Source organism: Pectobacterium peruviense, assembly GCF_002847345.1.
Classification (GTDB): domain Bacteria; phylum Pseudomonadota; class Gammaproteobacteria; order Enterobacterales; family Enterobacteriaceae; genus Pectobacterium; species Pectobacterium peruviense.
Genome location: NZ_LXFV01000006.1, coordinates 122,326 through 146,097 on the forward strand (window position 1 = coordinate 122,326; position 23,772 = coordinate 146,097).

Consider the following 23,772-nt stretch of genomic DNA (forward strand, 5'->3'; position numbering starts at 1 on the left):
CCAAGGGCGGCAGAAAGAGATGATGCGATGAAGATTCCCTGATGCTTAAATCAAACAATAACTAAATCTAAATGATGCAATAAATAAAACTTATCTTCGTTCTTCTTCTAACAACACGATCGCAGCCTGCGTTCTGTTACGCACATTAAGTCGTCTGAAAATCGACTCCAAATGTGACTTCACGGTTCCTGCGCTGATGTTTAATGTCCGACTAATTTGTTTATTAGAAGCACCTGATGCAATCAGTTGCAAAACCTCATGCTGTCTTTCACTGAGTTTGCCTTTTACGCTGTTATCTACACTCCACCCTTCATAGACCACCCCATCATCCGGCAGACAGACCATCCCCATCGACACTGTTTTTAATGCCTGAGCAATCGAATCAACGGGTGATGTTTTAAGAATGACGCCCATAACATGGTGTTTCAGGTAATTATTCAAAACATGCTTTTCAATAACATCAACCATAATAATCACGCTGACACCAACATATTTCTCATGAAGAGTTTCAAGAAAAAGGCTGTACTGTCCATTTTCTTTATTACAATTTAGTAAAATAAAAGCGTTGTTCATCCCCTCAAGGCAAGGCCATACATTGTCAATATCATTTACGCCAACAATATTAACATCGCGCATGAAATCATTCAGCCCAACAGATAGACCATGAATAAAAATAGGGGATTTATCGATAATAACAACATTCACTGTGCAATCTCCATTTACATTTATTTTAAAATGCTATATTTAAAAAATCCTCTAAGAAGTTTTAGCCTATCTTGAAAAAACAATGTCACGCTATTTGGCATACGCCGTTTACCTTATGGACATTTTCATATCTATTAGCGCATACTGACATGATAATTTCAGATAAGAAACCACGGAGGAATACCATTACCAATAATAATGGTACCTCAAAATAAATTATAATGATGTAATCATTTCATAAACACATAAAGATTAACGCAATGAATTATCAATTCGTAGGAAAATGGCCTATGACACATTTCATTCTATATCCAACACAATGACGGATATGTTTCCCTTTCATTAGTTGTTAACGTTTTCTCAAATTATTATTTATTTCCCTTCAGATTGTTTACGTTTAGCAACTGAAAAAATAAGATAAGGTGAGAGAATGTCATTCAAAAATTGGATCACGGGAAAAAATAAAAAACCAGATAATATTGATAATAGCCAAGAGAAAAACAATCACGCCACGTTGAATAATCACGTTACGTCATCAAAGGCAATGACACTAGCAGACATTGCTCGCGGCATGCAGCACGCAGCTACCGCCGCCAATCAATTTATTGCCCACCAATATCAACAAACGCTCGATCCTTTTTTTGAACGTGATGCGAATGGCACGTTAACCCCAAAGACAATTACAATTCAGCTCGATTCTCGCCACCACGTCGAACTACCGCTGGTCGCCCTTTCTAGTCCAAGGGGATTGATGCTGGAAAAAATGAAAGTGCAGATGACGGTGAGAACCGATTCAGTCAGCAAGGACGAAATAGCCTCCCCTTTAGACGATTATAACGTTAGTAACTTTCACGTCAGCATTTCACCTTCAGGCAAAGAGAAAAAGGGACGAAATAGTCAACACGTCGATATAGAAATGCAGTTCACTTCGATCGAACCACCAGAAAGCATCATGCGGTTAATTGATGAGTATACCAATCTTGTTCTCCCCCGAATAACCCAAGAGGAAAAAAACAATGGCTAACATTCCAGATACAATCAACGAGGCTGGCCTTAATTTGATTAAGAGCTTTGAAGGATTGAGATTAACAAAGTATCTTGATACAGCAGGAAGATGGACCATTGGATACGGACATTTAATACTACCAAATGAGAATTTTGATAATGGAATCACCTCTCAGGAGGCTGAATTTCTATTACGTCAAGACTTAAAAACAGCGGAAAATGGGGTTCAGAAATACGTAAAAGTTGATCTCAATGGAAATCAATTTGGTGCATTAACCTCATTTACTTACAACCTGGGAGTAGAAAACCTGGCGGAATCGACATTATTACGCCTGCTTAATCAGGGCAACTATAGCGCCGCTGCCGATCAATTTCCACGCTGGGACAAAGATGGTGAGCAAGTCGTGGAAGGACTCCTGCGCCGTAGAAAAGCAGAAGAAGCACTTTTCCTACAGGCCGTCTAGCCAAACTACTATTTTAAATTCGCCATTTCATAGAGAAAATCATTGTGGATATATTATGGATACTTCAGAAATCCCTATCATTTATGACATTCTGATCAGTGATATTATTGCATCAGTTGCAGGATTATTCGGCGGCCTCAGTATTTCTTTCTTTTGGCGGCCACAAAAACTGGATAATTATGACAAGTTTGTCGCTGCCTTAATTATTATTGTCATCAGTATTTCAGCGGCCTTTTCACTGGTAGGAATTATCGCCGAATTGCTGCGCGTTAATATCAGTAAAATGGAGAACGCAATAGGATTAGGTTATCTGGTTGGTGCTATTAGCGTAGGCCTGGTTACGTTGCTGGCAAATTTCTTCAGCTATCGGGAAAATAGCGATATCCTGGATGTCGCATCGGAAATAAAACAAGCAACGAAAGGTGTTTATTCGATCAATGAGGCTCGGGAAAAAACGCCCGATGACAAAAACTCATCAGACCGTTAATCACTTCTCCTCAACCGTAAGTCGTCCACATAACAGGAAGGCGCCTCTCAGCCTTCCTGTTATCATTTCCCCCACTTGCACAGCCATACAGTCATCTCCACGAGGCGTCTCAGCACGGGACGCCTCGTTTGCATGAGCTATAGATTACCGCATAAGAGAGGGGTCATTGGCTGTACGATATCCATGAGAATTTGATGGTACTGATGGGACAACACAGCGATATCTTCCGCTTTAAACGCTGCTTGCTGATAATTAAAACACAGCGTCAGTGCATCATCGTCATAAACAGAGAGCGTTAAATCCAACCGGGCCTGACGACTCGCAATATCCGCAATCTGATACTCAGCCTCATTAATCTGCACAACCTGCGGCATTGCCGTCAGATAGTTAAAGCTGACAGGGAAACGCAGCTTATCAGCCCATCCTTTGGCTCGGACGTCAGTCATTAATACATCGTAGGGCAACGTCTGATTGTCCAAAATGGCATGGATCTTATTCTGGTTACGCGCTAAAAGCGTTCTGAAAGATTCCTGAGCTGGCGAATCATCGTAGTAAGTCACCATGTTAACGAAACAGCCTACCGTAGTGGTGTTCTCTGTCAGCATGCGATTTGACACGGGAATACCGATAGGAACATGTCGATAGTCTGTTGTTTTGAGCAGCAGCGTAAAGGCCGTCAGCATACAGACAAACGGCGTCGTGCGATGCTGCTGGGCATAGTGTTTTATCGCCTGCGTTAGCGTATCGGACAAAATGCACCAATAATTTTCCCCGTTCTGGCTTTCACGTAGCGGAAATGCCGTCGCATCGGCTCCCGCAGTCAGGTAATCCTCCATCTTATCCAGCCAGAACTGGCGCTCTACCGGATAGCATTTATCTTTGATACGCAACTGCTGTTGCCGATAATGCAGATAACGTTCCTCACCGCCTATCTTGTAGCTGCGGTCACCCGCGCTATAAGCCCGGATATATTCAACAAATTGATTGAAAAATAATCCAATCGCATCATGGTCGAATACCGTATGGTGCACACGCACCAGCAGAATATGCCGTTGAGTCGTCAGCGAGACCAGATGAAAACAGATGAGCGGCGAATGTTCTACATCCATCTCTGGCGTATTGACCAGCTCCAGCAGTTGTCGGTCACCCAGCGTATTGGCCAACCCACCAGGAGGGAGAGCCGTCAGTCGTTCAATCGGAATCGCCTCGATCGGATAATCCCCTTCAAGGCATTGCATCCTGTCCAGATCAAAGCGGGTTCGCAGCACCGGGTTACCTTCCAAAATACGCCGGAGACTCCATTCCACGGCAGACTCATCCAGCGTGCCCTCTACCGTCAGACGAAAAGCTAATTGATAGACCGATGGCTCTGGGCTGAGCTGATCCAGCGTTAGAAAATAGCGCTGCTGCGATGATGGCGCGAGTGCCTCGATATCCGTTTCACTCTCATCAAACGCGGGCTCATCATCGTTAACATAGTAAGGAACGATGAAAGCAAGTAAATGGGGCGTCGCGTTGTTGAAAAATAGTGGGTAATCAATTTCGCTAAACAGCCGTTTGCGAATCAGTAGCCTGGCTTTCATCGCCTGAAGTGAATCGCCCCCTAAATCAAAAAAGTTGTCGTTGGCACCGAGTTCACGAAAGCCAAGCACCTCCTGCCAAATATCAATCAGTTCCTGTTCCAGCTCATTACCTGCGGTTTTAAAAGGGTATCCTAGCTCAGGGCGCTGCGGACAAGGCGCCGGGAGCCGGCTCACATCCAGTTTTCCATTAGGCAGTTTAGGTAAGGTTTCCAGCATAATAAAATGGGACGGATGCATCGCTCTCGGCAGCTTGTCTTGCAAGAATCGGCGCAGGTCGTTCGTCGCAAGCGATGGATTACGACTCACCAGATAGGCCACCAAACGCTGACGCCCATTTTCCTGAATCGGCCGCACCAGCGCCTTATCGATATCCGCATGCTGACGTAAAACGATTTCGACCTCTTCAGGTTCGATACGAATACCATTAATCTTAATCTGCCGATCGATACGTCCCAGATATAGGATCTCCCCATCCGGCGTCCTTTTCCCTAGGTCGCCGGTGCGATGTCCCCAATAGCTTTTATCACCGCTGACATGGGTAAAGAAACGCTGTTGAGTGAGTTCATCGCGGTTAATGTAGCCGCGGGCAACGCCTTCACCGATAGCGCAAATCTCCCCCTCTTCCCCTTCAGATACGGGGAGCAGACTCTCATCCACGATCAGAATTTCGCTGCCACGCAGTGCCTTACCGAGCGTCACACTTTTCCCCAGTTTTAATTCAGCAAACGAGCAGTTGGCCGTCGTTTCCGTCGGGCCATACAGATTAAAGAGCCTAACATCAGGGATTTGCTGGAACGTGCGCTCTTTCAAATCAAAAGAGACGGGTTCGCCAGAGAGAAAGACCGTTTTAGGTAAAGCCCATGCGTGAGAAGAAGATTTCTGATAGCGCAGCAGTTCATCCCAAACGGTCGGTACGCAGTAAATAGCCCCGTCCGGATGCTGTTGATGCCAGCGTAATAAAACTTCCGGCTCATTCAAGCTATCGGCAGGCAAAATAAAGAGAGTGTCGCCGCGTAATAAAGGCGCATAGAGCTGTGTCACGGCGGCGGCAAAGCTGAGTGTCGATGTCAAAGGGAGCGTCGCACGGGTCTCTGGCCACACATCCTCATTAAACCAGTTCAGATAATAGCTCAGGTTCCGGTGTTCAATAGCCACCCCTTTTGGCTTCCCTGTAGAACCAGAGGTATAGAGAATATAAGCGAGATCGTTTTCGCAAACGGGTGGTAACACCGCCACAGGTTCATCGGGATAATGAATATCCTCTAGTGCAAGCGTGGAGGGAGAAACCTTATCGATAGCTGTTTTATTTACCATCGTTCGCGTCGAGATAAGTAAAAACGCCGAAGAATCATCAAGGATCTGAATTATTCTTTCTGACGGATGAAAATGAGAGAGAGGAACGTAGGTGTGTCCAGCCTTTAAAATAGCCAGTAAGACCACGGGCATCATGACGCCAGGTTCCAGATAGACGGCAATTCTGCCACGTTTATTATCCGGATAGTGTGATAACAAATAATCGGCCAACAGGCGCGAGTGTGCTTCTAACTGTTGATAACTCAACCTATCGCCATTAAATTCCACCGCAGTCTTATTGGGATTTTTCAATGACCATTCAGAGATAATTTCAAAGACGGCTTTTCTACTTTTCATCATTTTCCTTCCATATTGTAAAAGGATGCTTTTTTTTGCGGGAATGGATCTAACGCGAATTCCGGTATCTCATGCGGTGATAATTAATATTGTACAAATCGATGGGTTCGCTATACCAATACCAGGAAAGGCTCGCGGAATAACACGTATGCCTGAGTATGGGTTTAACAAATAAAAGACATGATTGCCTATATACCAAAAGGACTACGCCAGAATTCGACAGGTTCCCCGTACCCTGACGGGTATTATTTCCCCTTCCCTTTGCTATTTTTTATTGACAGTGCATCACACCCTATTTGCAGATAATTGGAGGCTCCGATGGATTCACAATTTATCGGTTCTGTTATTAATGCGTTACCGCTGGAAAATATGATTAGCGGGCCATTACAGGCAATGATTAACGCACAGGTTCAAGCCAGCAAGGCCTACACGGATTTTCTATTATCCGTATGCATTCAGAATAATAAAGCCGTCGCCATCCAATTCGATTACGACGAGACACTGATTGATGAAAGTGGCGTAGCAAAAGGCGCGGTGACGAAAACGATGCGCATACCGCTGATTGCCGCGATTACCCATCCGATCATTTCTATTGAAGAAGGGACAATCGATTTCGAGCTTGAAGTGACACAGAGTGAATCTTCATCCGATGACACAGGAGAAGACGGCAATCTGGCGGCTTCACTGGGATGGGGGGCTTTCAAGGTCAAAATGGCCGGTCGGGTATCACACAAATCAGCGCAGACCCGGACTACGGACACGCGCGCCAAATACAGCATTCACACACAGGTAAAACGCCAGCCTGCGCCTGAAGCGCTCATGCGTGTCATCGATTTCCTGACCGATGCTGCAACCAGGCCAAGCACTCCCACAGAAAAAAGTACGCCACAAACAGCGGAAAACGCCGCGCCACCAGCGTCTACGGAGCAGCAAGAAGCATCGTCATAATCAAAACACATTACTCAGCGGCATAGTGCATGCCGTACCTGCATAACGCGTAAAAGGATGCCTGGCGTGACCCCTGGCATCACCAGAGGATCAGATCATGGCATCGGCAAGAGTGCTCCATACCTTATTTGAACAGCAGCGGCATCAGACGCCGGACGCCATCGCCCTGAGAAGCGATACAGAAACGTTGACCTACCGGCAATTAGATCAGCGTGCAAACGCGCTGGCGAGCGATCTGTTGCAGCGGGGCGTAAAGCCAGAGGATGTTGTCGGTATCTATTTAAATAAAAGCCCGAATCTGATCGTCAGTCTGCTCGGCGTATTGAAAACCGGTGCATGTTATTTACCGCTTGATCCGTACTACCCGCATGAGCGTCTGGATTATATGGTCAATCATGCCGATGCGCATTTGGTCATTACTGACGATGAACACGCGCTGACGCTGACGCCAGACCGTTGTGAGATTGTTGATATCAACCAGATAGATCTGACCTCTCAGCTAACGCCAACACTTCCCACGGTCAGCGAAGAACACCTTTGCTATGTGATGTACACCTCCGGCTCAACCGGAACGCCAAAGGGCGTCATGGTCAGCCATCGAACGGTAGTCAATTATTTGGCGTGGATGCAAAACGCTTTCGACCTGCATCACAAAGACGCCGTCCTTAACCAGTCTACGTTCAGTTTTGACGTGTCAGTGTGGGAAATTTTCTGGCCACTGATCGCTGGCGCAAGCTGTGCAGTCATCACCGAGGACGCAAAGTACGATCCACTGCTGCTGGCAGAATTTATGTGCCGTCATCAGGTCACCGTCGCACAGTTTGTGCCAACGGCGCTGCGTGTCATTGCTGATGCGGAGGTGCTATCTCGCTGCACCTCGCTATGCCATATCTTTTCCGGTGGTGAAGCGCTCGATCAAAGCCTAGTCAACGATCTTTCCCAGCAATATCTGGGAAAAATCCACAACCTCTACGGCCCGACCGAAGCAACAATATTTGCTTGCCATTGGCACTGCCAACCGGGGGCAGAGGAAAAAATCGCCCCAATTGGCAAGCCAATCCCTCATGCCGCCGCTTATGTATTAGATGAAGCGCAACAGCCTGTCGAATTGGGGGAAAGCGGCGAGCTTTATCTGGCAGGGGATATTCTGGCAAAAGGTTATCTGCATGCGGAAAAGCTGACACAGGAGCGATTTGTGGATGACCCATTCAGCCACCAGGCTGGACAAAAAATGTATAAAACGGGTGACTGGGTTAAGCAGCGTGCCGACGGCGTACTGGAGTTCATTGGCCGAATAGACAGTCAGGTTAAATTGCGCGGGCACCGTATTGAGCTGGCAGAAATAGAAACTCACCTACAGGCGTTACCACAAATTAACCATGCCGCCGTTATTCTCGAAAGGCGTCTGGAAAGCGCTGCGCCATCACTCTCGGCGTTTTATGTATTACGACATCAAAAGAGCATCGATATCCAGGAGATAAAAGCGCACCTTGCCAAAATGTTGCCTTTTTTCATGGTGCCCTCTCATTTCGTTGCGTTGGAAAAAATGCCAACACATCCCAATGGAAAAATTGATAAATCTAAACTGTGTTCCTGCGTAAATAACTAATGGTGAAAAAATGTCAAATGACAAAGCAATATTACCTTCAGAAATAGAAAAAAATATTATTTCTATCTGGCGGACTGTACTTAACAATCCAAAGGTTTCCATTCAAGAAAACTTCTTCGATGCGGGAGGGAATTCCCTGCTGATGTCCAAAGTTTATCGAGAAATAAAAAATAAAATAGAGTCACCCATCTCTATTGTTGATTTATTCCAATACCCAACGGTACAGATGCTAAGCAAGCGTATTAGCGAAATACACGCTGGGAAATCAAGCAACAAGAAGTAATTACGCCAAAAAGCGGATTTATACTCTAAATAACTCGAGTTTCAGGCAGGCGGCAAGCGAAGGAATCCCGATGAACTTACTCAAGTAAGTAATTCGGGTGACTGAACGCTGCCAACACACATGCAACTTGAAGTATGACGCGTATATCAGCCGGGGGAATAACCGCCCAGCAATGGGCAATGTGTTTCATCATTCTTATTTCACTGATAATAGGTGGTAATACCATGTCTGCAAATCAACTGAACTCTGCTTCGGCAGTAAAAGCAAAAGTGGCCTCAGCAATTAATGTTGTTCTGAGTCACCAAAACTCATCTAAACCCGCTCACTACTATGCGATTGGTCAGAAAATTCTTCCTAACGTCAAAAAATACTGGCGTACGAAGTCTATTCCAGCCATTCCAGTTTCACTCAAAGCATCATTGCAACACCCGTCAGCATCCGGCCTGAAAAGCGTTATCAGCCGGATTACTGCTGAAATCGCAGGTAGCAAAAAGTAATTCACTTTTAATTTAGCTGTCCCTTCTATATTCACGGCGTAGGACGTCGACCTTTCTTTCTCTGAATATCATTCGCAGAGGGAAGGTTAACGGCCTGCGCCGTGAAAGGAGGCGAATATATTCACGGTGAGGTAATGAAATGAAACAGCAAGAACAGTTCCGCGATAAGGATATTGCCATTGTAGGAATGTCAGCCCGCTTTCCCGGTGCAGAAGATACCGCAATATTTTGGCAAAACCTGTTGGACGGCGTGGAGACAATCAGCACATTCAGTGAAGAAGAACTGAGGGAGTCAGGTATTGAAGAAGAGATGATCGCCTCACCCAACTATGTTCGCCGTCGGGGAATTCTGGGTAACGCACAACACTTTGATGCTAATTTCTTTGATATTACGCCTCGTGATGCCGAAATTATGGATCCACAGCATCGTGTCTTTCTGGAATGCTGCTGGCACGCGTTTGAAGATGCGGGCTATGTGCCCACCACCTACCCCGGCAAAGTTGGCATATTTGGCGGAACGGGAACCGCCTGGCATTTAAGTAAAGTGAATGCCCATCCTGAAGTACAGAAATACGCCAGCGGCGCATCGGTCGTCACCAACAACGATAAAGATTACGTAACGACCCGGGTGTCTTACAAACTCAACCTCAAAGGGCCGAGTGTTAACGTACAGACAGCCTGCTCAACCGCGATGGTCGCCGTCGTGATGGGCATGAACAGCCTGCTGAACGGGGAAAGCGATCTGATCGTCGCTGGCGGTGTTTCCGTGGATACGCCAGAACGCCGGGGTTACCCCTATATGCAAGGCGGCATGGAATCCGCAGATGGCCGCTGCTATGCCTTTGACTCACGTGCCAATGGCACGGTGTTCAGCCGTGGTGCAGGCGTGGTATTACTGAAACGCCTGAATGACGCCGTACGCGACGGCGATCATATTTACGCCGTGCTGAAAGGCGGCGCGGTAAATAACGACGGTAACCTGAAAGCAGGCTTTACCGCACCGAGCATCCACGGGCAAATCGCCGTTGCCAAGCAGGCAATCGCGAATGCGCAGCTTGATCCCGCAACAATCAATTTTGTTGAAGCTCACGGTACCGCGACAGCGCTGGGCGATCCCATCGAATTCACCTCGCTCACACAAACGTTTCAGGAATACACGGATAAAACCCAGTATTGCCGCCTGGGCTCGGTAAAAACCAATATCGGCCATACGGACGCGGCATCGGGCATGGCTAGCCTCATCAAAGCGTCACTGGCGCTGGAAACGGGCAAGCTACCCGCCTCGCTCCATTTCGAATCGCCAAACCCTAACATTGAGTTTGAAACCAGCCCGTTTGTCATGAATACCGAACTTAGTGAGCTGGAACCGTCGGAAACACCGCATCGTGCGCTGGTGAACTCTTTCGGCGTTGGCGGTACCAATGCCTGCGTCATTTTGGAAGCCGCACCGCCGTTAGACGCGGGTGATGCCCATGACGATAGTCTGCTGGTTTTACCTTTCTCCGCGAAAAGCCGTACGGCACTGGACGATATGAAACGCCGCCTGCGCGATTACCTCAGTGCGCATGACGACGCCAATCTGGCGGATATCGCCTACACCCTACAGGTCGGAAGACAAAGGTTCTCACACAGCACGGCCATTATTGGAAAGGATCGCGATTCGCTGCTGGCCAAATTGGATCAGCCTTCACTGGTGGTGACACGACAGGGGAAAAATCAAAAATCCGTTGTGTTTATGTTCCCAGGACAAGGCAATCAATATATCAATATGGCGCGCGAGCTATACGCCACATACGACGTCTTCCGCAAGAACATGGATCAATGCTGTGACTATCTGGAACCGATTCTGGACGTCAACCTGAAGTCGATTATCTTCCAAGACACCGACGATACCGCCGCTTCCCGCATCAATGAAACCCAATTTACCCAGCCGTCTTTGTTCGTGGTGGAGTACTGTCTGGCAAAACTGTGGATGTCGTGGGGCATTCAGCCGGATGCCATGATTGGCCACAGCGTGGGTGAATACGTGGCAGCCTGCCTGTCCGGCGTGTTCTCACTGGAAGATGCGCTGAAAGCCGTGGCGCTGCGCGGCAAGATGGTACAGGCATTACCGGCAGGAGATATGCTGGCCGTCCTGCTCGATGAAGAAAGCCTGAAGGAAAAACTTCACGGCACCAAGCTGGAAATTGCAGCAGTTAACTACCCAGGACTATGCGTCATCGCTGGTGCTTCAAGTGATATCGCACGTTTCCAACAGCAGTTAGAAGACGGGAATATCTTCTGCAAACATCTGGATACCTCGCATGCTTTCCACTCGCACATGATGGAACCCATGCTGCCCGCCTTCAAAAAAGTCATTGATAGCATCACGCTGCATGCGCCGCAGATCCCGTTTGTTTCTACCGTTAACGGGCAATGGGTCACTGAAGAACTGGCGAAGAACAGCGACTACTGGGTGCGTCACGTACGTAATCCAGTGATGTTTTCTCATGCTTTCAAAACGTTGATGGCTGAAGAGCATCAGGATTTCGTGTTTCTCGAAGTCGGGCCGGGACGTTCACTGGAATCATCCGCCAAGCAGCATTTCAGCGCAGAAGACGGTGCTTTGATTTACGCCTCACTGCCAACGGCCAAAGACGTTGCTTTGTCCGGCGAGCATATCCTCTCGACGCTGGGCGCACTGTGGGCAAGCGGCGTTGACGTTCCGTGGCATCAGCATCATTCAGAACAACACCGCCGTCGCATCCCGCTGCCGGGCTATCCTTTCGAGCGCAAACGCTTCGCCCTGCCTGCTCTGTCGTCAGCGAGCCATGATGCGCAGAGTGAACAATCCGTTAAAGCTAAAAAGCGCAAACAGGCCGATATCGGTGACTGGTTCTATATGCCGACCTGGAAGAAAACTATTCCGGCAAAATACATGGCGGGCAAACACGCTGAAGCTGAGAGCACCTGCTGGCTGCTCCTGACCGATACGCTGGGCATCGCCGAACACGCGAAGCAACTGCTGGAAAATGACGGGCATAAGGTCTTCGTTATCAGCCCGGGAGCTGCGTATCAAGAAACGCTTTCCGAAGGGCGATATACCCTCAATCCGTCCGCGCGAGCCGATCATGTCCGGCTACTGAAAAGCCTGACGGAACAAGGGCTGCGACCGTCTCATATTCTGTATTTATGGAATCTTACGGCGGAAGAACAGGCACAGCCGCTTGAGCATAGCTATCTCTCCTCACCGTTGAATACGTTCTACCCTGCCCTCTATCTCCAACAGGCGCTGGTGAACGAGAATTTGCTGGACGATCTGCATGTGATCTTTGCCACCAGCAACACATTCAGCGTCATGGGCGAGCGCGTCACTTCACCAGAAAATGCGCTGCTCGTTGGGCCTTCGCGTGTGTTCTATCACGAATATCCCGAAGTACAGTGCCATCTGGTAGATGTCGATCTAAAACAGAATGCCGCTCAGCCAGATGAACTTGCCCAGTGGCTGATTGCAGAAAGCCATATTGCAACACATGGCAATCTGGTGGCCTACCGCGGAAATCAACGCTGGGAAGAAAGTTACCAGGCCGTGCATCTGAAGCAGGACACTATTGGCTTACCGGCTGAACTGAAAAACGACGGCGTCTATCTCATCACTGGCGGTCTCGGTGGCCTGGGAATACTGGTCGCCAATCACCTGTCCGAACAAAGCAATGCAACGATCATCCTGACGTACCGTACCGAGCTGCCGCCTCGTGAGGAATGGCAAACCTGGCTCCAGCAGCACCCTGTCGATGATGCTATCAGTGAAAAGCTGGCGAGCATTTTACGTCTGGAAGCGCGTGGCAACCACGTGCATCTGGCACAGGTAGACGTGAGTAACTATCGCGGTATGCGTGACGTGCTATCCGCCTTCCCACAGATCGATGGCGTGTTCCATACCGCAGGTGTGCCCGGTGGGGGCATCATTCCGCTGAAAAGCGATGCCGATTGCGCCAGCGTGCTTGATCCTAAGGTCGCAGGTTCGCTCATTCTGGATGAACTTCTGCAAGACAAGCAGCCTGACTTCTTTGTTCTGTTCTCCTCCATTACCGCCATTGTGGGTGATGAAGCCCGCATCGATTACTGCTCAGGCAATGCCTTTATGGACGCCTTTGCCCATTATCGCAACCAGCGTCGCCGTGGACGCACCGTCTCGCTGAACTGGGGACAATGGGGTGATGTGGGGATGGCAGCTCGCTGGAGCAAGCAGTTGCAAGAGAAGAAACACAGCAAGCTACCCGCAGTTGAAGAAACCAAAGGTGACCTGCTTACCCTCGTCGAACGCGAAGGTATGCAGGAAAGCTATCAGGTCAATCTCGCTGTGCAGCAGGACTGGGTTATTGATGAACACCGCCTTGCAGGTCAAGCATCGCTGGTTGGCGCGACGATCTTATCGCTGCTGCATGAGTTCATTACGCACGTTAAGCCACAGGAAAGCCTTCAGGTCAAAAATCTGATGCTGACCAAGCCTATTATTTACACCGATGACTGGCCACGACAGATGAGACTGTTCATCACGCCAGAGGGGAAAAATTATAAGTTCAGCCTTAAGAGCCAAGGCGTGCTTGAGCTGGTATGGCAAGAACACGCATTCGGGGGCATTGGCCACAGCGCTCAGGCGGCTGACATCACGCCACTGTCGATTGATGCGATCAGACAGCGCTGCACCACGCAGATTGCCTACTCGCCGTTTATCACCGAGCTGGGAAATGCCAACACGGGCGAGAGTTTCCTGTCGTTCAGCCAGCGCTGGAACAACCACCGCGAGATCGTTCAGGGCCATAACGAATGGCTGATACATAAAGAGCTGGGGAGCGAATATGAGCACGATCTTACTCGCTACCCGTACCATCCTGCACTTATTGATGCAACAGCCATATCTTGCATAGCCTTGATTACCCAGGAGAACTTCCTGCCAATCAGCTATGGGAAAATGGCCTTCCTATCTCCGCTGGAGAAAGAGTGTTACGCCCACGTCAAGCTCAAGCAAGCCTATCAACCGCAGGATAGTGCCATCGTCATGGATATCACGTTCCTTTCAGCGACAGGCGTTCGGCTGCTGACGCTGGAAAATTACACGCTGATGAAGATGACGCTGGGCAATCAGGTCGGCACGCAGGAAAGCGCCTCAGTGGCGATTCCAGCTGCCGTGAAAGTGAATCTGGCAGATAAAGACATTCTGTTATCAGAAGGTCTGGATGCGATAAAACGCCAGCTCGCACACCTGGAATTTGACCAATTAGTGGTCGTTACCAGCGATCTGGAACAACTCATTTATGAGTCTATTCCTGAGCAGGAAACGCCTGAACTCACCCTGCAAGACAGCGAAGCAACGGAAGGCTACGCCAGACCGGCACTCTCTGTGGATTACATTGCGCCAGAAAATGACATTGAGAAAGAGATCGTCAAAGTTTGGCAATCCATTCTGGGGATTTCGGGTATCGGCGTTAACGACAGCTTTACTGAACTCGGCGGGAATTCACTGCTGGCAGTACAGGTTGTCTCCACCGTTTCCGGCATATTTGAAATCGATATTCGCGTTGATCTGTTTTATCAGAACCAGACAGTGAAAGGGCTATCGACGCTGATCCTCACTGAGCTGGAAGCCTTATTGCAGGAATAAGGGAACGGCCGCCTTCAGCATAAGCGCCGAAGGCGGCTGCTAACGTGAAAACCGAATGCCATAAAATGAGACTCGATAATGACGCATCTTCCCACTGGAAAACTCACCTCACTCAGCTTGGATGAGATTAAAAAGCTGGCAAGAGAAAAGAAAAAAACAGGTGCCGCGCTATCAGGCAAAACCATTACTCCGCATGCCGCGCCCGGCAAAACGCATTTCCCCATGACCAGTACGCAGAAGAGTATCTGGATGCTCGCCCAATACCTTGACGATAGCCAGGTCTATAATAATCCCTATGTTCTTGCATGCAGGATTGAACACGACATGGAGCCGGCGCGAGTACAACAAACGCTCAACTATCTAATGCAACAACATGAAATTCTGCGTACAACCTTCCGTCTGGTCGATAACGACGTGTGCCAATGCATTGCTGACGATATGTCTTTCACAACTTTTAGCTTTGACGACATCTCAGCATTCAACGAGGAAGACATTGAAAAATATGTCTCGGATACGGCCAAGGCAAAAGGAAAAATTGTTTTTGATCTGGAAAATGGCCCATTGGTTTATCTCCATATGGTCAAAACCCATCGGTATGAATATGTCCTGTTCCTGACATTTCATCACATCATTTCCGACGGGTGGACGGTCAATGTGTTTTTCAAGATGCTCATGGAAAACTACTTTCGTCTGTTGCAAGGGGGGACATTACCCATCGAAAAAACGCTCCAGTTCGCCGATTACGCGCTGGCGGAAAATCGATGGTATGCCGAAGGGGAATACCAGACCGGGCTTGCCTACTGGACGAAAAAACTGGATGGCATCACAGGGCAATTAGATCTGGCAATGGACTACCCTCGCCCTGCGAAAATGAGCACGGCTGGGAAAATAGCCAGCCAGTTCTTTGATGCGTCCTTCTGCCAGCGTTTACAAACCTGTGCAGCGCAGCATCAGGCAACGCAATTCCACGTTATCCTCACGGCTTACCAACTCCTACTGCATAAATACAGCGGACAGCAGGAAATTATCATCGGGGCGCCGTTTGCCAACCGGAATCTGCCCGTCACGCAAAACATGATGGGGCTATTCATGAATACCCTGCCATTACGTTTTGATATCGATCCTGATGCCAGTATCGCCTCCCTGATTGAGGGCGCACGCACCGAATGCGAAGAAACCATGAGGCATCAGGATGTGCCGTTCAATTATATTCTGGACGAGATTACCTATGTGCGTAATCCCCAGATCAACCCGATCTTCCAGGCTATATTGACCTATCAGGTCTTTCCTCATTTTCACAGCAGCCATGGCGGATTCAAATATAAGCCGTTAAAAGTGGATTACGGCACTGCCAAGCTGGATCTGAATTTATGGGTAGAGGAAGACAAAGATAGCGACGGCCTGCTATTCACGATGAACTACAGCAGCGCGCTATTTTCCAGCGCTACCATCCAGCGCATGCTGAACGATCTGCGAACCCTTCTTGAAACCTTAATCACCCAACCGCAGTTAACCGTGCGGGATATCTCACTGTTAGGCGACGAAGAACGCAGCGCAACAATCGCGCAATGCCACTCGACAGTGAACACGCCCCCGCCTGCGGTTCATTCGCAGTTTGAACAACAGGCACAACAAAAGCCGGATGCCATCGCGGTTCGCTGTGAAGGGCGCACGCTTACCTATGCTCAGCTCAATGAACGGGCCAACCAGCTAGCTCATCAGCTACAGAAAGACGGGGTCTCTCATGGTGAGTGCGTCGCGATCTTTATGCCTAAAAGCGAATATTACGTCGTCGCGATTCTGGCTGTGTTAAAAGCTGGCGGATGCTATGTTCCAGTCGATATGGACCTCCCCACTCAGCAGATTGAGTTCATACTGCAAAACGCCGCCGCCCGCTGTGTCATCATCGACGAAAAAGTGCCCGGTGAAATGCTCCCCTGCCTCTACGTAAAACAAAACCGCAGCATGATGCCAGACAGTAACCCACAGGCGGTTATCGATGGCCCTGCTTACATCATTTATACCTCGGGCAGCACAGGGAAACCAAAGGGTGTACGGGTCAAACATTCGCAGTTAAGCCACTATTGCCAAGCCATTCAGCCGGTACTCAACCTGCCGCCAGATGCTCGCTACGGCATGTTTTCATCCTTCACAACCGATTTGGCACACACGGTGTTATTTCCCGCGCTGATCCATCAAGGTCAGTTGGACGTGATCACGACTGAATTACTCCGTTCCCCACAGGAACTATTCGCCTATCTGGCGCACTATCCGGTGGATTGCATAAAAATTACGCCATCGCATTTAGCGACGTTATTGACTTCATCGCAAGCCGAAGCGTTATTGCCGCATAGCCTGTTGATTATCGGCGGAGAACGCGTCCCTCTGTCCCTCATCACGCGCGTACGTGAGTTCCGATCGCCTTGTCGCATCCTCAATCATTATGGCCCAACCGAGTGCACCGTCGGCGTCACTACCTACCCAGTACCAGACGACCTCAGTGCCTTTTCGGGTGACTATTTACCCATCGGTAAACCCTTATCCGATAGCCATGTGCTGCTGCTCGATCCTTATCAGAAGTTGGTTCCAAACGGATTGCCGGGAGAAATTTATCTGGGTGGTTCACATGTCGCGGAAGGATACATCGGCCTGCCGGAGCAGAATGACGCACGTTTTATTCCTCATCCTTACCTTGAGGGCGAACGGCTTTATCGCAGCGGTGACAAAGGCCGCTTCCTGCCTGATGGCAACCTTGAGTTTATGGGACGCTTGGATCGCCAGGTTAAAGTACGTGGCTACCGTGTCGAACTGGCGGAGATCGAGCAGGCATTACAGCAGGTCGCTAATGCGACTCACGTTGCCATTAAACAAAATACGCTGCCACACGGGGATGCAGTCCTAACCGCGTATCTGTGCGGCATTACTGAACCCAATCAGGCCGCAGTAAAAATAGCACTGCACAACAAGCTGCCGGACTATATGCATCCCGAACGTTGGGTGTGGCTAGATGCGATGCCATTAACGGCCAGCGGCAAGATAAATTATGCCGCGTTACCGATACCTTCGATGGAAAAAAATGTCTCGTTCCATGCCCCGGAAAATCAGCACGAGCACGATCTACATGAGATTTATCGCGATATTTTACAAAACGATACCGTTGATACGCAGGAGAGCTTCTTCACGCTTGGCGGGAATTCTCTCAGCGCGTTAAAACTCATCCTCAGCGTTAATCAGCATTTTGGGACATCCTTGTCTTTGGGACAGCTGTTTGAAAACAGCAGCATTTCCCAGTTGGCCCGCGTTATTGGAGAAAAAGGATCCCAGACTCAAACAGCAAGGGTGACGATCAATGTTGGGCAGCCTGAAGATAAATCTACTTTGCTTCTGATCCACCCTGCGGGCGGTAACGTGCTGTGTTATTCCGCGTTGGCGCGTGAATTGGGCGGGAGCTATCCAATCTACGGCATTCAAGTACCCGATTTCAGCGTTAACCAACCTTATAACGCCGATATCAAAACGCTTGCCGCTTTCTATCTTTCACAGGCTGGCGACGTTATTCATCACTCCCGTCTGGTGCTCGGAGGATGGTCTCTCGGCGCAACTATCGCGTTTGAAATGGCGCAACAGCTCGCGGAAAAAGGCATAAAACCCACCGTATTAGTGCTGGACCAGCCTGCGCCAGAGATCAACATCGACGGATCCGCAGATATGAACGAGGCCGAGCGTCTGTCGTACTTTGCGCAGAAAGTCGCCTTATTTACTGGCGCATCTTTCGATCTTTCAGAGCAGTCACTTTCAGACATAAGCAACGAGCAGCGAACAGCGCGTTTTCTGGCTGAATTTAAACGCGTGGGATTAGTTCCTGAGTCGATTGGGCTGGCGGAATTTCAGGACTTTATCAACATCCTGCAAGCCCATATCTACGCGACAGAAGCTTATCGTGGTCAACCCTATCCGGGAGATGTACTGGTCGTCGAGGCGGAAGATATCTTACCGGGTCGTACCCGCCTGCCAGAGTCAGGGCTAGGGTGGCGTCGTCTCACGGCAGGATGCCTGACGGTACTGCCGGCTTCCGGCGATCATATCTCGATGATGAATGCACCGCATATTTCCCGCATAGCCGAACAGCTAAAGAACGTATTGCGATAACACGTCCGCCGTCTACGCCTTCAAGGGTAGAACGGCGGTTTTATTACGTAAGCGAGGAGAAAAAATGAGCCATCCCCCGTCATTAACCGTTTGGCGATATCTGGTATCACGCGATGCCCTTCTGACCATAATCATACCGGTCGTTATTTACAACATCGCATTTTGGCAGGGGGGTGCTGGCGTTGCTCTGTTAATTACAGCCATCTATTCTGGTGCGCTGCAATATTTCAGCCGTTGGGAAGGGACTCTGCCAATCATCGCCCTCATCCTGGTCTCAGGGCTTAGCCACTATCTCTATTTGGAAGGGGTCATGCTGTTTGATATCAGGCAGGAGAGCGTCTTTTTATCGGTCAGCGGCGCAATTTCTACCGTCATTATCTTTAGCGCTTACAGCATCAAGGGACGTCCCGTGATACGGACATTGGCGGAACAGGCCACACCAAAACTCAAGACGCTGCCCGTCTATGGCTCGCCGCTGTACGTCAAAGTCTGGAACGAGGTAGCTCTCGTCTGGATTCTGGTTTATCTGGTGAAAGCCATCATCATCTACACCCTCTCCCGCCAGCCAGAATTACCGATGGATACGCTTGTCCTCATTAGCGGATGGCCGCTTACGTTACTGCTGGTGATCTTCAGTTTCAAATGGCCAACGTATCGCTGGTCTTCACATACACACGATAACGCTGCCTGAATTGGTCATCCAGCCATGCATAACATAATGAACGATGAATATAGGGAATATTATGAGTCCGTTAGAAAACAAATTGGTTGTGCTGAATCGCCATCCTGATGGCCCTGCACAGCTAGACAATTTCAGATTGGAAGAACGTGATATCAATGAGCTACAGCCCGGTGAGTATCTGGTTGAAAATAAATGGCTGTCTATTGATTTGTACATGCGCCCTCGCCTCAATAAAAGCACGGCCTACGTCAGTTCAATCAAAGAGGGAGAGGTCATTCAGGGCGAAACGATAGGCTATGTCGTCGCCACGAAAAACCCCAAATTTCGGGTTGGGGATTGCGTGTTCACCTTTTCAGGTTGGCAGAAATACTATGTCGGCACGCCTCAGGATTTCATTACCCACCGAGTGCCACCAACGACCTTTTCACCGTCTATTTTTCTTGGCGCAGTAGGAACACCTGGGCGCTCCGCCTATTTTGGCATGAACAAAATTGCTAAACCTAAAGCAGGAGAAACACTGGTGGTATCCGCTGCGTCGGGAGGCGTGGGATCCGCTGTCGGTCAGTTAGGTAAACAGGCTGGATGCCGAGTTGTCGGTCTGGCAGGCAGCGAAGAGAAGTGTCGTTATGTCGTTGAGACATTAGGCTTTGATGCCTGCATTAATTATAAAGAAGATGACTTAAATCACGCCTTGCAGGCCGCTTGTCCCAATGGAATTGATATCTATTTTGAAAACGTTGGCGGTCGGGTTTCGCTATTTGTCGCTAAATTACTGAACGAAGGCGCTCGCGTTCCCGTCTGTGGCAGTGCAGCACAATACAATCAAGATCCTAACGTTGACGCCTCCAGTCCGGTAGCATTTTTCTCTTCTCTGCCTAATGCCCCGCTGAGCCGCTTTTTTATCGTGACCGAATGGTTCAAAGACTATGCGGAAGCCGATATTTGGCTACTGGATGCCGTTGAGAAAGGACGATTGAAATATCGGGAGAATATTATTGAGGGAATAGAGAATGCGCCTCAGGCCTTTATCGACTTATTAGATAGCAAACACTTTGGCAAGCAACTGGTACGCCTGTAAGGCTGAAATGAGAAATTAAAGACAAAAAAATAGACGTCTATTGACGTCTATTTTTTATGTTGGTACCGAGGACGGGACTTGAACCCGTAAGCCCAATCGGGCACTACCACCTCAAGGTAGCGTGTCTACCAATTCCACCACCACGGCATCACAATTACTGCTTTAAAACGCTTACTTCGGAATGTCACTCGCCGGCGTTGAAGGCGCAACAGGCGTTGTCGTCTGTTCAACTTTTTCTGGCTGGCTCAGGTTATCCCATGCTCCGCCTTTTTTCTGCAGCGAACTTAAGTTGCCCAGAATAAGACTGATAATGAAGAACAGGGTCGCCAGTATCGCCGTCATGCGGGTCATGAAATTACTAGAGCCGCTCGAACCGAACAAAGTGGCAGAAGCACCTGCTCCGAACGAGGCTCCCATATCAGCACCTTTACCCTGCTGAAGCATGATCAAGGCAACTAGCCCGATCGATACTAACAGGAAAATCACTAATAGAGCTTCGTACATAGTCGTACCCGTTAACCGTTTTCTCCATGATTCATGGAGATGCTATATTCTGGCGGTAAACCGCGTGTCATTCCGCTAAGCAGGATGTAGAGACATCCCATATCAAGCGGGTCTGAATACTAACCAAAGGATGTAACGTACGCAAGGGTAATTTGGTCACCGCAGGTTGATTGCAGAAAAAAACAGCGGCTTTCGACACAAGGTGCACATCGAAAGCCTTATCTACCTGATTGATGAATCAAAAAACCTTAGCTGACGGCTTTCACCGCATCAGCAATACGATTCGCCAGCGCGATCACTGTCTCTTCGTGTTCGCCTTCAACCATTACGCGAATGAGTGGTTCAGTACCAGATTTTCGCAGCAATACGCGTCCGCGTCCGGCCAACTCTTTTTCTACATCCAGCGTAATCTGCTGCACAGTGTTGTCTTCAAGCGGATCGTTTTCACCCGTAAACCGCACGTTAACCAAGATCTGTGGGAATAACTTCATACCACTGCATAAGTCATGCAGACTCATATGGTTTTTCACGATCGCGGTAAGTACTTGCAAACCGGCAATCACACCGTCACCCGTCGTAGTTTTATCTAGCAGGATGACATGGCCGGAGTTTTCCGCGCCAATACGCCAACCTTTTGACTGCATCATTTCTAATACATAGCGGTCGCCCACCTTGGCACGAGCAAACGGAATGCCGAGCTGCTTTAACGCGACCTCTAGTCCCATATTACTCATCAGCGTACCCACCGCACCGCCACGTAGTTGCCCTTGACGCAGGCCTTCGCGGGCAATGATGTACAGAATCTGATCGCCATCAACCTTGTTACCCAAATGGTCGACCATGATGAGCCGATCGCCATCGCCGTCAAAGGCCAAACCCACGTCCGCCTTTTCAGCCAGCACGCGAGCCTGTAGCTGTCTGACGTCCGTTGCGCCGCACTCTTCATTGATATTCATGCCATCCGGCTCACAGCCAATCGCGATGACTTTAGCACCAAGCTCACGCAAGACGCTGGGTGCGATATGATAGGTGGCACCATTGGCGCAATCGACAACAATCTTTAGGCCATTGAGGCTCAGCTCGCTCGGGAAAGTCCCCTTACAAAATTCGATATAGCGTCCGGCGGCATCAACAATCCGGCTAGCTTTACCTAACTCCGAGGACTCAACACACGTTAGCGGTTTTTCCATCTCAGCTTCAATGGCTTCTTCCACGTCATCAGGCAGTTTGGTGCCGTCAATCGAGAAGAATTTAATACCGTTGTCATAATAAGGATTGTGAGAAGCAGAAATAACGATGCCAGCTTCAGCGCGGAATGTTCGCGTGAGATAAGCAACCGCAGGCGTAGGCATTGGGCCGGTAAAAGAAGCCGACAAACCGGCAGCGGCTAGCCCAGCTTCCAGCGCAGACTCCAACATATAGCCAGAAATACGGGTATCTTTGCCGATAATAATTTTACGAGAACCGTGTCGCGCTAGCACTTTCCCTGCTGCCCAGCCCAGTTTAAGCACAAAGTCAGGTGTAATCGGCGTATCGCCAACCTTGCCACGTATACCATCGGTACCAAAATATTTGCGGTTACTCATCTTGTTTTTATTCCTTCGCAGAAAGCGTGGCCTCAACAATGCGCATGGCATCAGCCGTTTCTTTAACATCGTGAACGCGAATAATCTGTGCACCCTGCATCGCCGCGATGACTGCACAGGCGACGCTACCATGTACACGCTGTGCAGGCGGTACATTGAGGAGCTGTCCAATCATCGATTTCCTCGACATGCCAACCAAAAGCGGCAGCTCGAAACGATGTAACTCACTCAGGCGAGCCAGAAGCGCGTAATTATGGGCAAGATTCTTACCGAATCCAAACCCAGGATCCAGCAATAGCTTACTTTTCGGAATATTGGCGTTCACACAGAGTTCAATCTGCTGTTGTAAGAAATCCCCAATGTCCTGCATCAGGTCATCATAATGAGGTTTGTGCTGCATGGTTCTCGGCATACCCTGCATGTGCATCAAGCACACTGGCAGACCAGTGGCTGCAGCAGCTTCCAGAGCACCAGGCTCTTGCAAAGCGCGAATATCATTAATCAGATGCGCTCCTGCCAGCGCAGACGCCGTCATCACTTCCGGCTTTGAGGTATCGACCGAGATCCATACGTCAAAGCGCTTAGCAATCGCTTCAATCACGGGAACCACACGATCCAGTTCTTCCTCAGTGCTCACATCACTCGCACCAGGACGCGTCGATTCACCGCCAATATCGATCAGAGTCGCACCAGCGGTAATCATCTCCTGAACGTGCAGTAATGCAGCATCGAGCTTGTTGTGTTTACCGCCATCGGAAAAAGAGTCCGGCGTAACATTAAGAATGCCCATGACGTGTGGGCAGGAAAGGTCCAGGGTTGAGTCTCTGGCAACCAGCTGCATGATTTACCTCCGCATTCTGGTGTAGTGAGTATGAAATATGATTTGAAGAACATGACC

General features: G+C 49.1%; 16 protein-coding genes and 1 tRNA gene. 11 read left to right on the forward strand and 6 right to left on the reverse strand.

The genetic code is table 11. The features are described 5' to 3' along the window. Positions 1-90: 90 nt before the first annotated feature. Entirely contained in the window at positions 91-705 is a 615-nt protein-coding gene (locus tag A0G03_RS06175) for a response regulator transcription factor (RefSeq protein WP_048258714.1), read from the reverse strand. A gap of 430 nt (positions 706-1,135) precedes the next feature. On the opposite strand from A0G03_RS06175, the gene A0G03_RS06180 reads away from it, so the two are divergent. Genes A0G03_RS06180 through A0G03_RS06190 form a run of 3 tightly spaced genes read left to right on the forward strand, consistent with a single transcriptional unit; the run spans position 1,136 to position 2,661 of the window. Then, entirely contained in the window at positions 1,136-1,729 is a 594-nt protein-coding gene (locus A0G03_RS06180) for a DUF2589 domain-containing protein (RefSeq protein ID WP_048258713.1), read from the forward strand. Beyond that, positions 1,722-2,174, forward strand: coding sequence for a lysozyme (locus tag A0G03_RS06185; RefSeq protein WP_048258712.1), 453 nt, complete (start codon positions 1,722-1,724; stop codon positions 2,172-2,174). The genes A0G03_RS06180 and A0G03_RS06185 overlap by 8 nt, the downstream gene beginning before the upstream one ends. A gap of 55 nt (positions 2,175-2,229) precedes the next feature. Beyond that, the gene (locus A0G03_RS06190; protein ID WP_048258711.1) at positions 2,230-2,661 is read left to right on the forward strand and encodes a hypothetical protein; all 432 of its coding nucleotides are present in this window, start codon (positions 2,230-2,232) and stop codon (positions 2,659-2,661) included. A gap of 137 nt (positions 2,662-2,798) precedes the next feature. Here A0G03_RS06190 and A0G03_RS06195 read toward each other — a convergent pair whose 3' ends face one another. After that, positions 2,799-5,897: a non-ribosomal peptide synthetase gene (locus A0G03_RS06195; protein WP_223250553.1), complete on the reverse strand. Its 3,099-nt coding sequence runs from the start codon at positions 5,895-5,897 to the stop codon at positions 2,799-2,801. Between the two features lie 315 nt (positions 5,898-6,212). Between A0G03_RS06195 and A0G03_RS06200 the strand changes: the two genes are divergently transcribed. From A0G03_RS06200 to A0G03_RS06235, 8 genes are all read left to right on the forward strand, one after another. Next, positions 6,213-6,842 (forward strand): DUF2589 domain-containing protein, encoded by a 630-nt coding sequence (locus tag A0G03_RS06200; RefSeq protein ID WP_048258709.1) that lies wholly within the window; start codon positions 6,213-6,215, stop codon positions 6,840-6,842. 97 nt (positions 6,843-6,939) lie between these two features. Then, positions 6,940-8,451: an amino acid adenylation domain-containing protein gene (locus A0G03_RS06205; protein WP_048258708.1), complete on the forward strand. Its 1,512-nt coding sequence runs from the start codon at positions 6,940-6,942 to the stop codon at positions 8,449-8,451. 10 nt (positions 8,452-8,461) lie between these two features. Then, complete coding sequence (locus A0G03_RS06210; protein WP_048258707.1) at positions 8,462-8,734, forward strand: phosphopantetheine-binding protein; 273 nt, start codon at positions 8,462-8,464, stop codon at positions 8,732-8,734. Positions 8,735-8,958: 224 nt separating this feature from the next. After that, complete coding sequence (locus A0G03_RS06215) at positions 8,959-9,231, forward strand: hypothetical protein (RefSeq protein ID WP_223250552.1); 273 nt, start codon at positions 8,959-8,961, stop codon at positions 9,229-9,231. Between the two features lie 139 nt (positions 9,232-9,370). Beyond that, on the forward strand, positions 9,371-14,875 hold the full coding sequence (locus tag A0G03_RS06220; RefSeq protein WP_048258705.1) for a type I polyketide synthase: 5,505 nt from the start codon (positions 9,371-9,373) through the stop codon (positions 14,873-14,875). 78 nt (positions 14,876-14,953) lie between these two features. Then, the gene (locus tag A0G03_RS06225) at positions 14,954-19,024 is read left to right on the forward strand and encodes a non-ribosomal peptide synthetase (protein ID WP_048258704.1); all 4,071 of its coding nucleotides are present in this window, start codon (positions 14,954-14,956) and stop codon (positions 19,022-19,024) included. A gap of 64 nt (positions 19,025-19,088) precedes the next feature. Next, positions 19,089-19,715, forward strand: a complete 627-nt coding sequence (locus tag A0G03_RS06230; RefSeq protein ID WP_048258703.1) for a hypothetical protein — start codon at positions 19,089-19,091, stop codon at positions 19,713-19,715. A gap of 52 nt (positions 19,716-19,767) precedes the next feature. Continuing rightward, positions 19,768-20,784, forward strand: coding sequence for an NADP-dependent oxidoreductase (locus tag A0G03_RS06235; protein ID WP_048258702.1), 1,017 nt, complete (start codon positions 19,768-19,770; stop codon positions 20,782-20,784). A 60-nt stretch (positions 20,785-20,844) separates the two neighbouring features. Here A0G03_RS06235 and A0G03_RS06240 read toward each other — a convergent pair. From A0G03_RS06240 to folP, 4 genes are all read right to left on the reverse strand, one after another. Further along, positions 20,845-20,931: transfer RNA gene (locus tag A0G03_RS06240), tRNA-Leu, on the reverse strand. A 24-nt stretch (positions 20,932-20,955) separates the two neighbouring features. Continuing rightward, complete coding sequence (secG, locus tag A0G03_RS06245) at positions 20,956-21,288, reverse strand: preprotein translocase subunit SecG (RefSeq protein ID WP_048258701.1); 333 nt, start codon at positions 21,286-21,288, stop codon at positions 20,956-20,958. Between the two features lie 248 nt (positions 21,289-21,536). After that, positions 21,537-22,874 carry a phosphoglucosamine mutase gene (gene glmM / locus A0G03_RS06255; protein WP_048258700.1) on the reverse strand — a complete coding sequence of 446 codons (1,338 nt, stop codon included), beginning with the start codon at positions 22,872-22,874 and terminating at the stop codon, positions 21,537-21,539. A 7-nt stretch (positions 22,875-22,881) separates the two neighbouring features. Next, the gene (gene folP / locus A0G03_RS06260; RefSeq protein WP_048258699.1) at positions 22,882-23,715 is read right to left on the reverse strand and encodes a dihydropteroate synthase; all 834 of its coding nucleotides are present in this window, start codon (positions 23,713-23,715) and stop codon (positions 22,882-22,884) included. Positions 23,716-23,772: the final 57 nt, after the last annotated feature.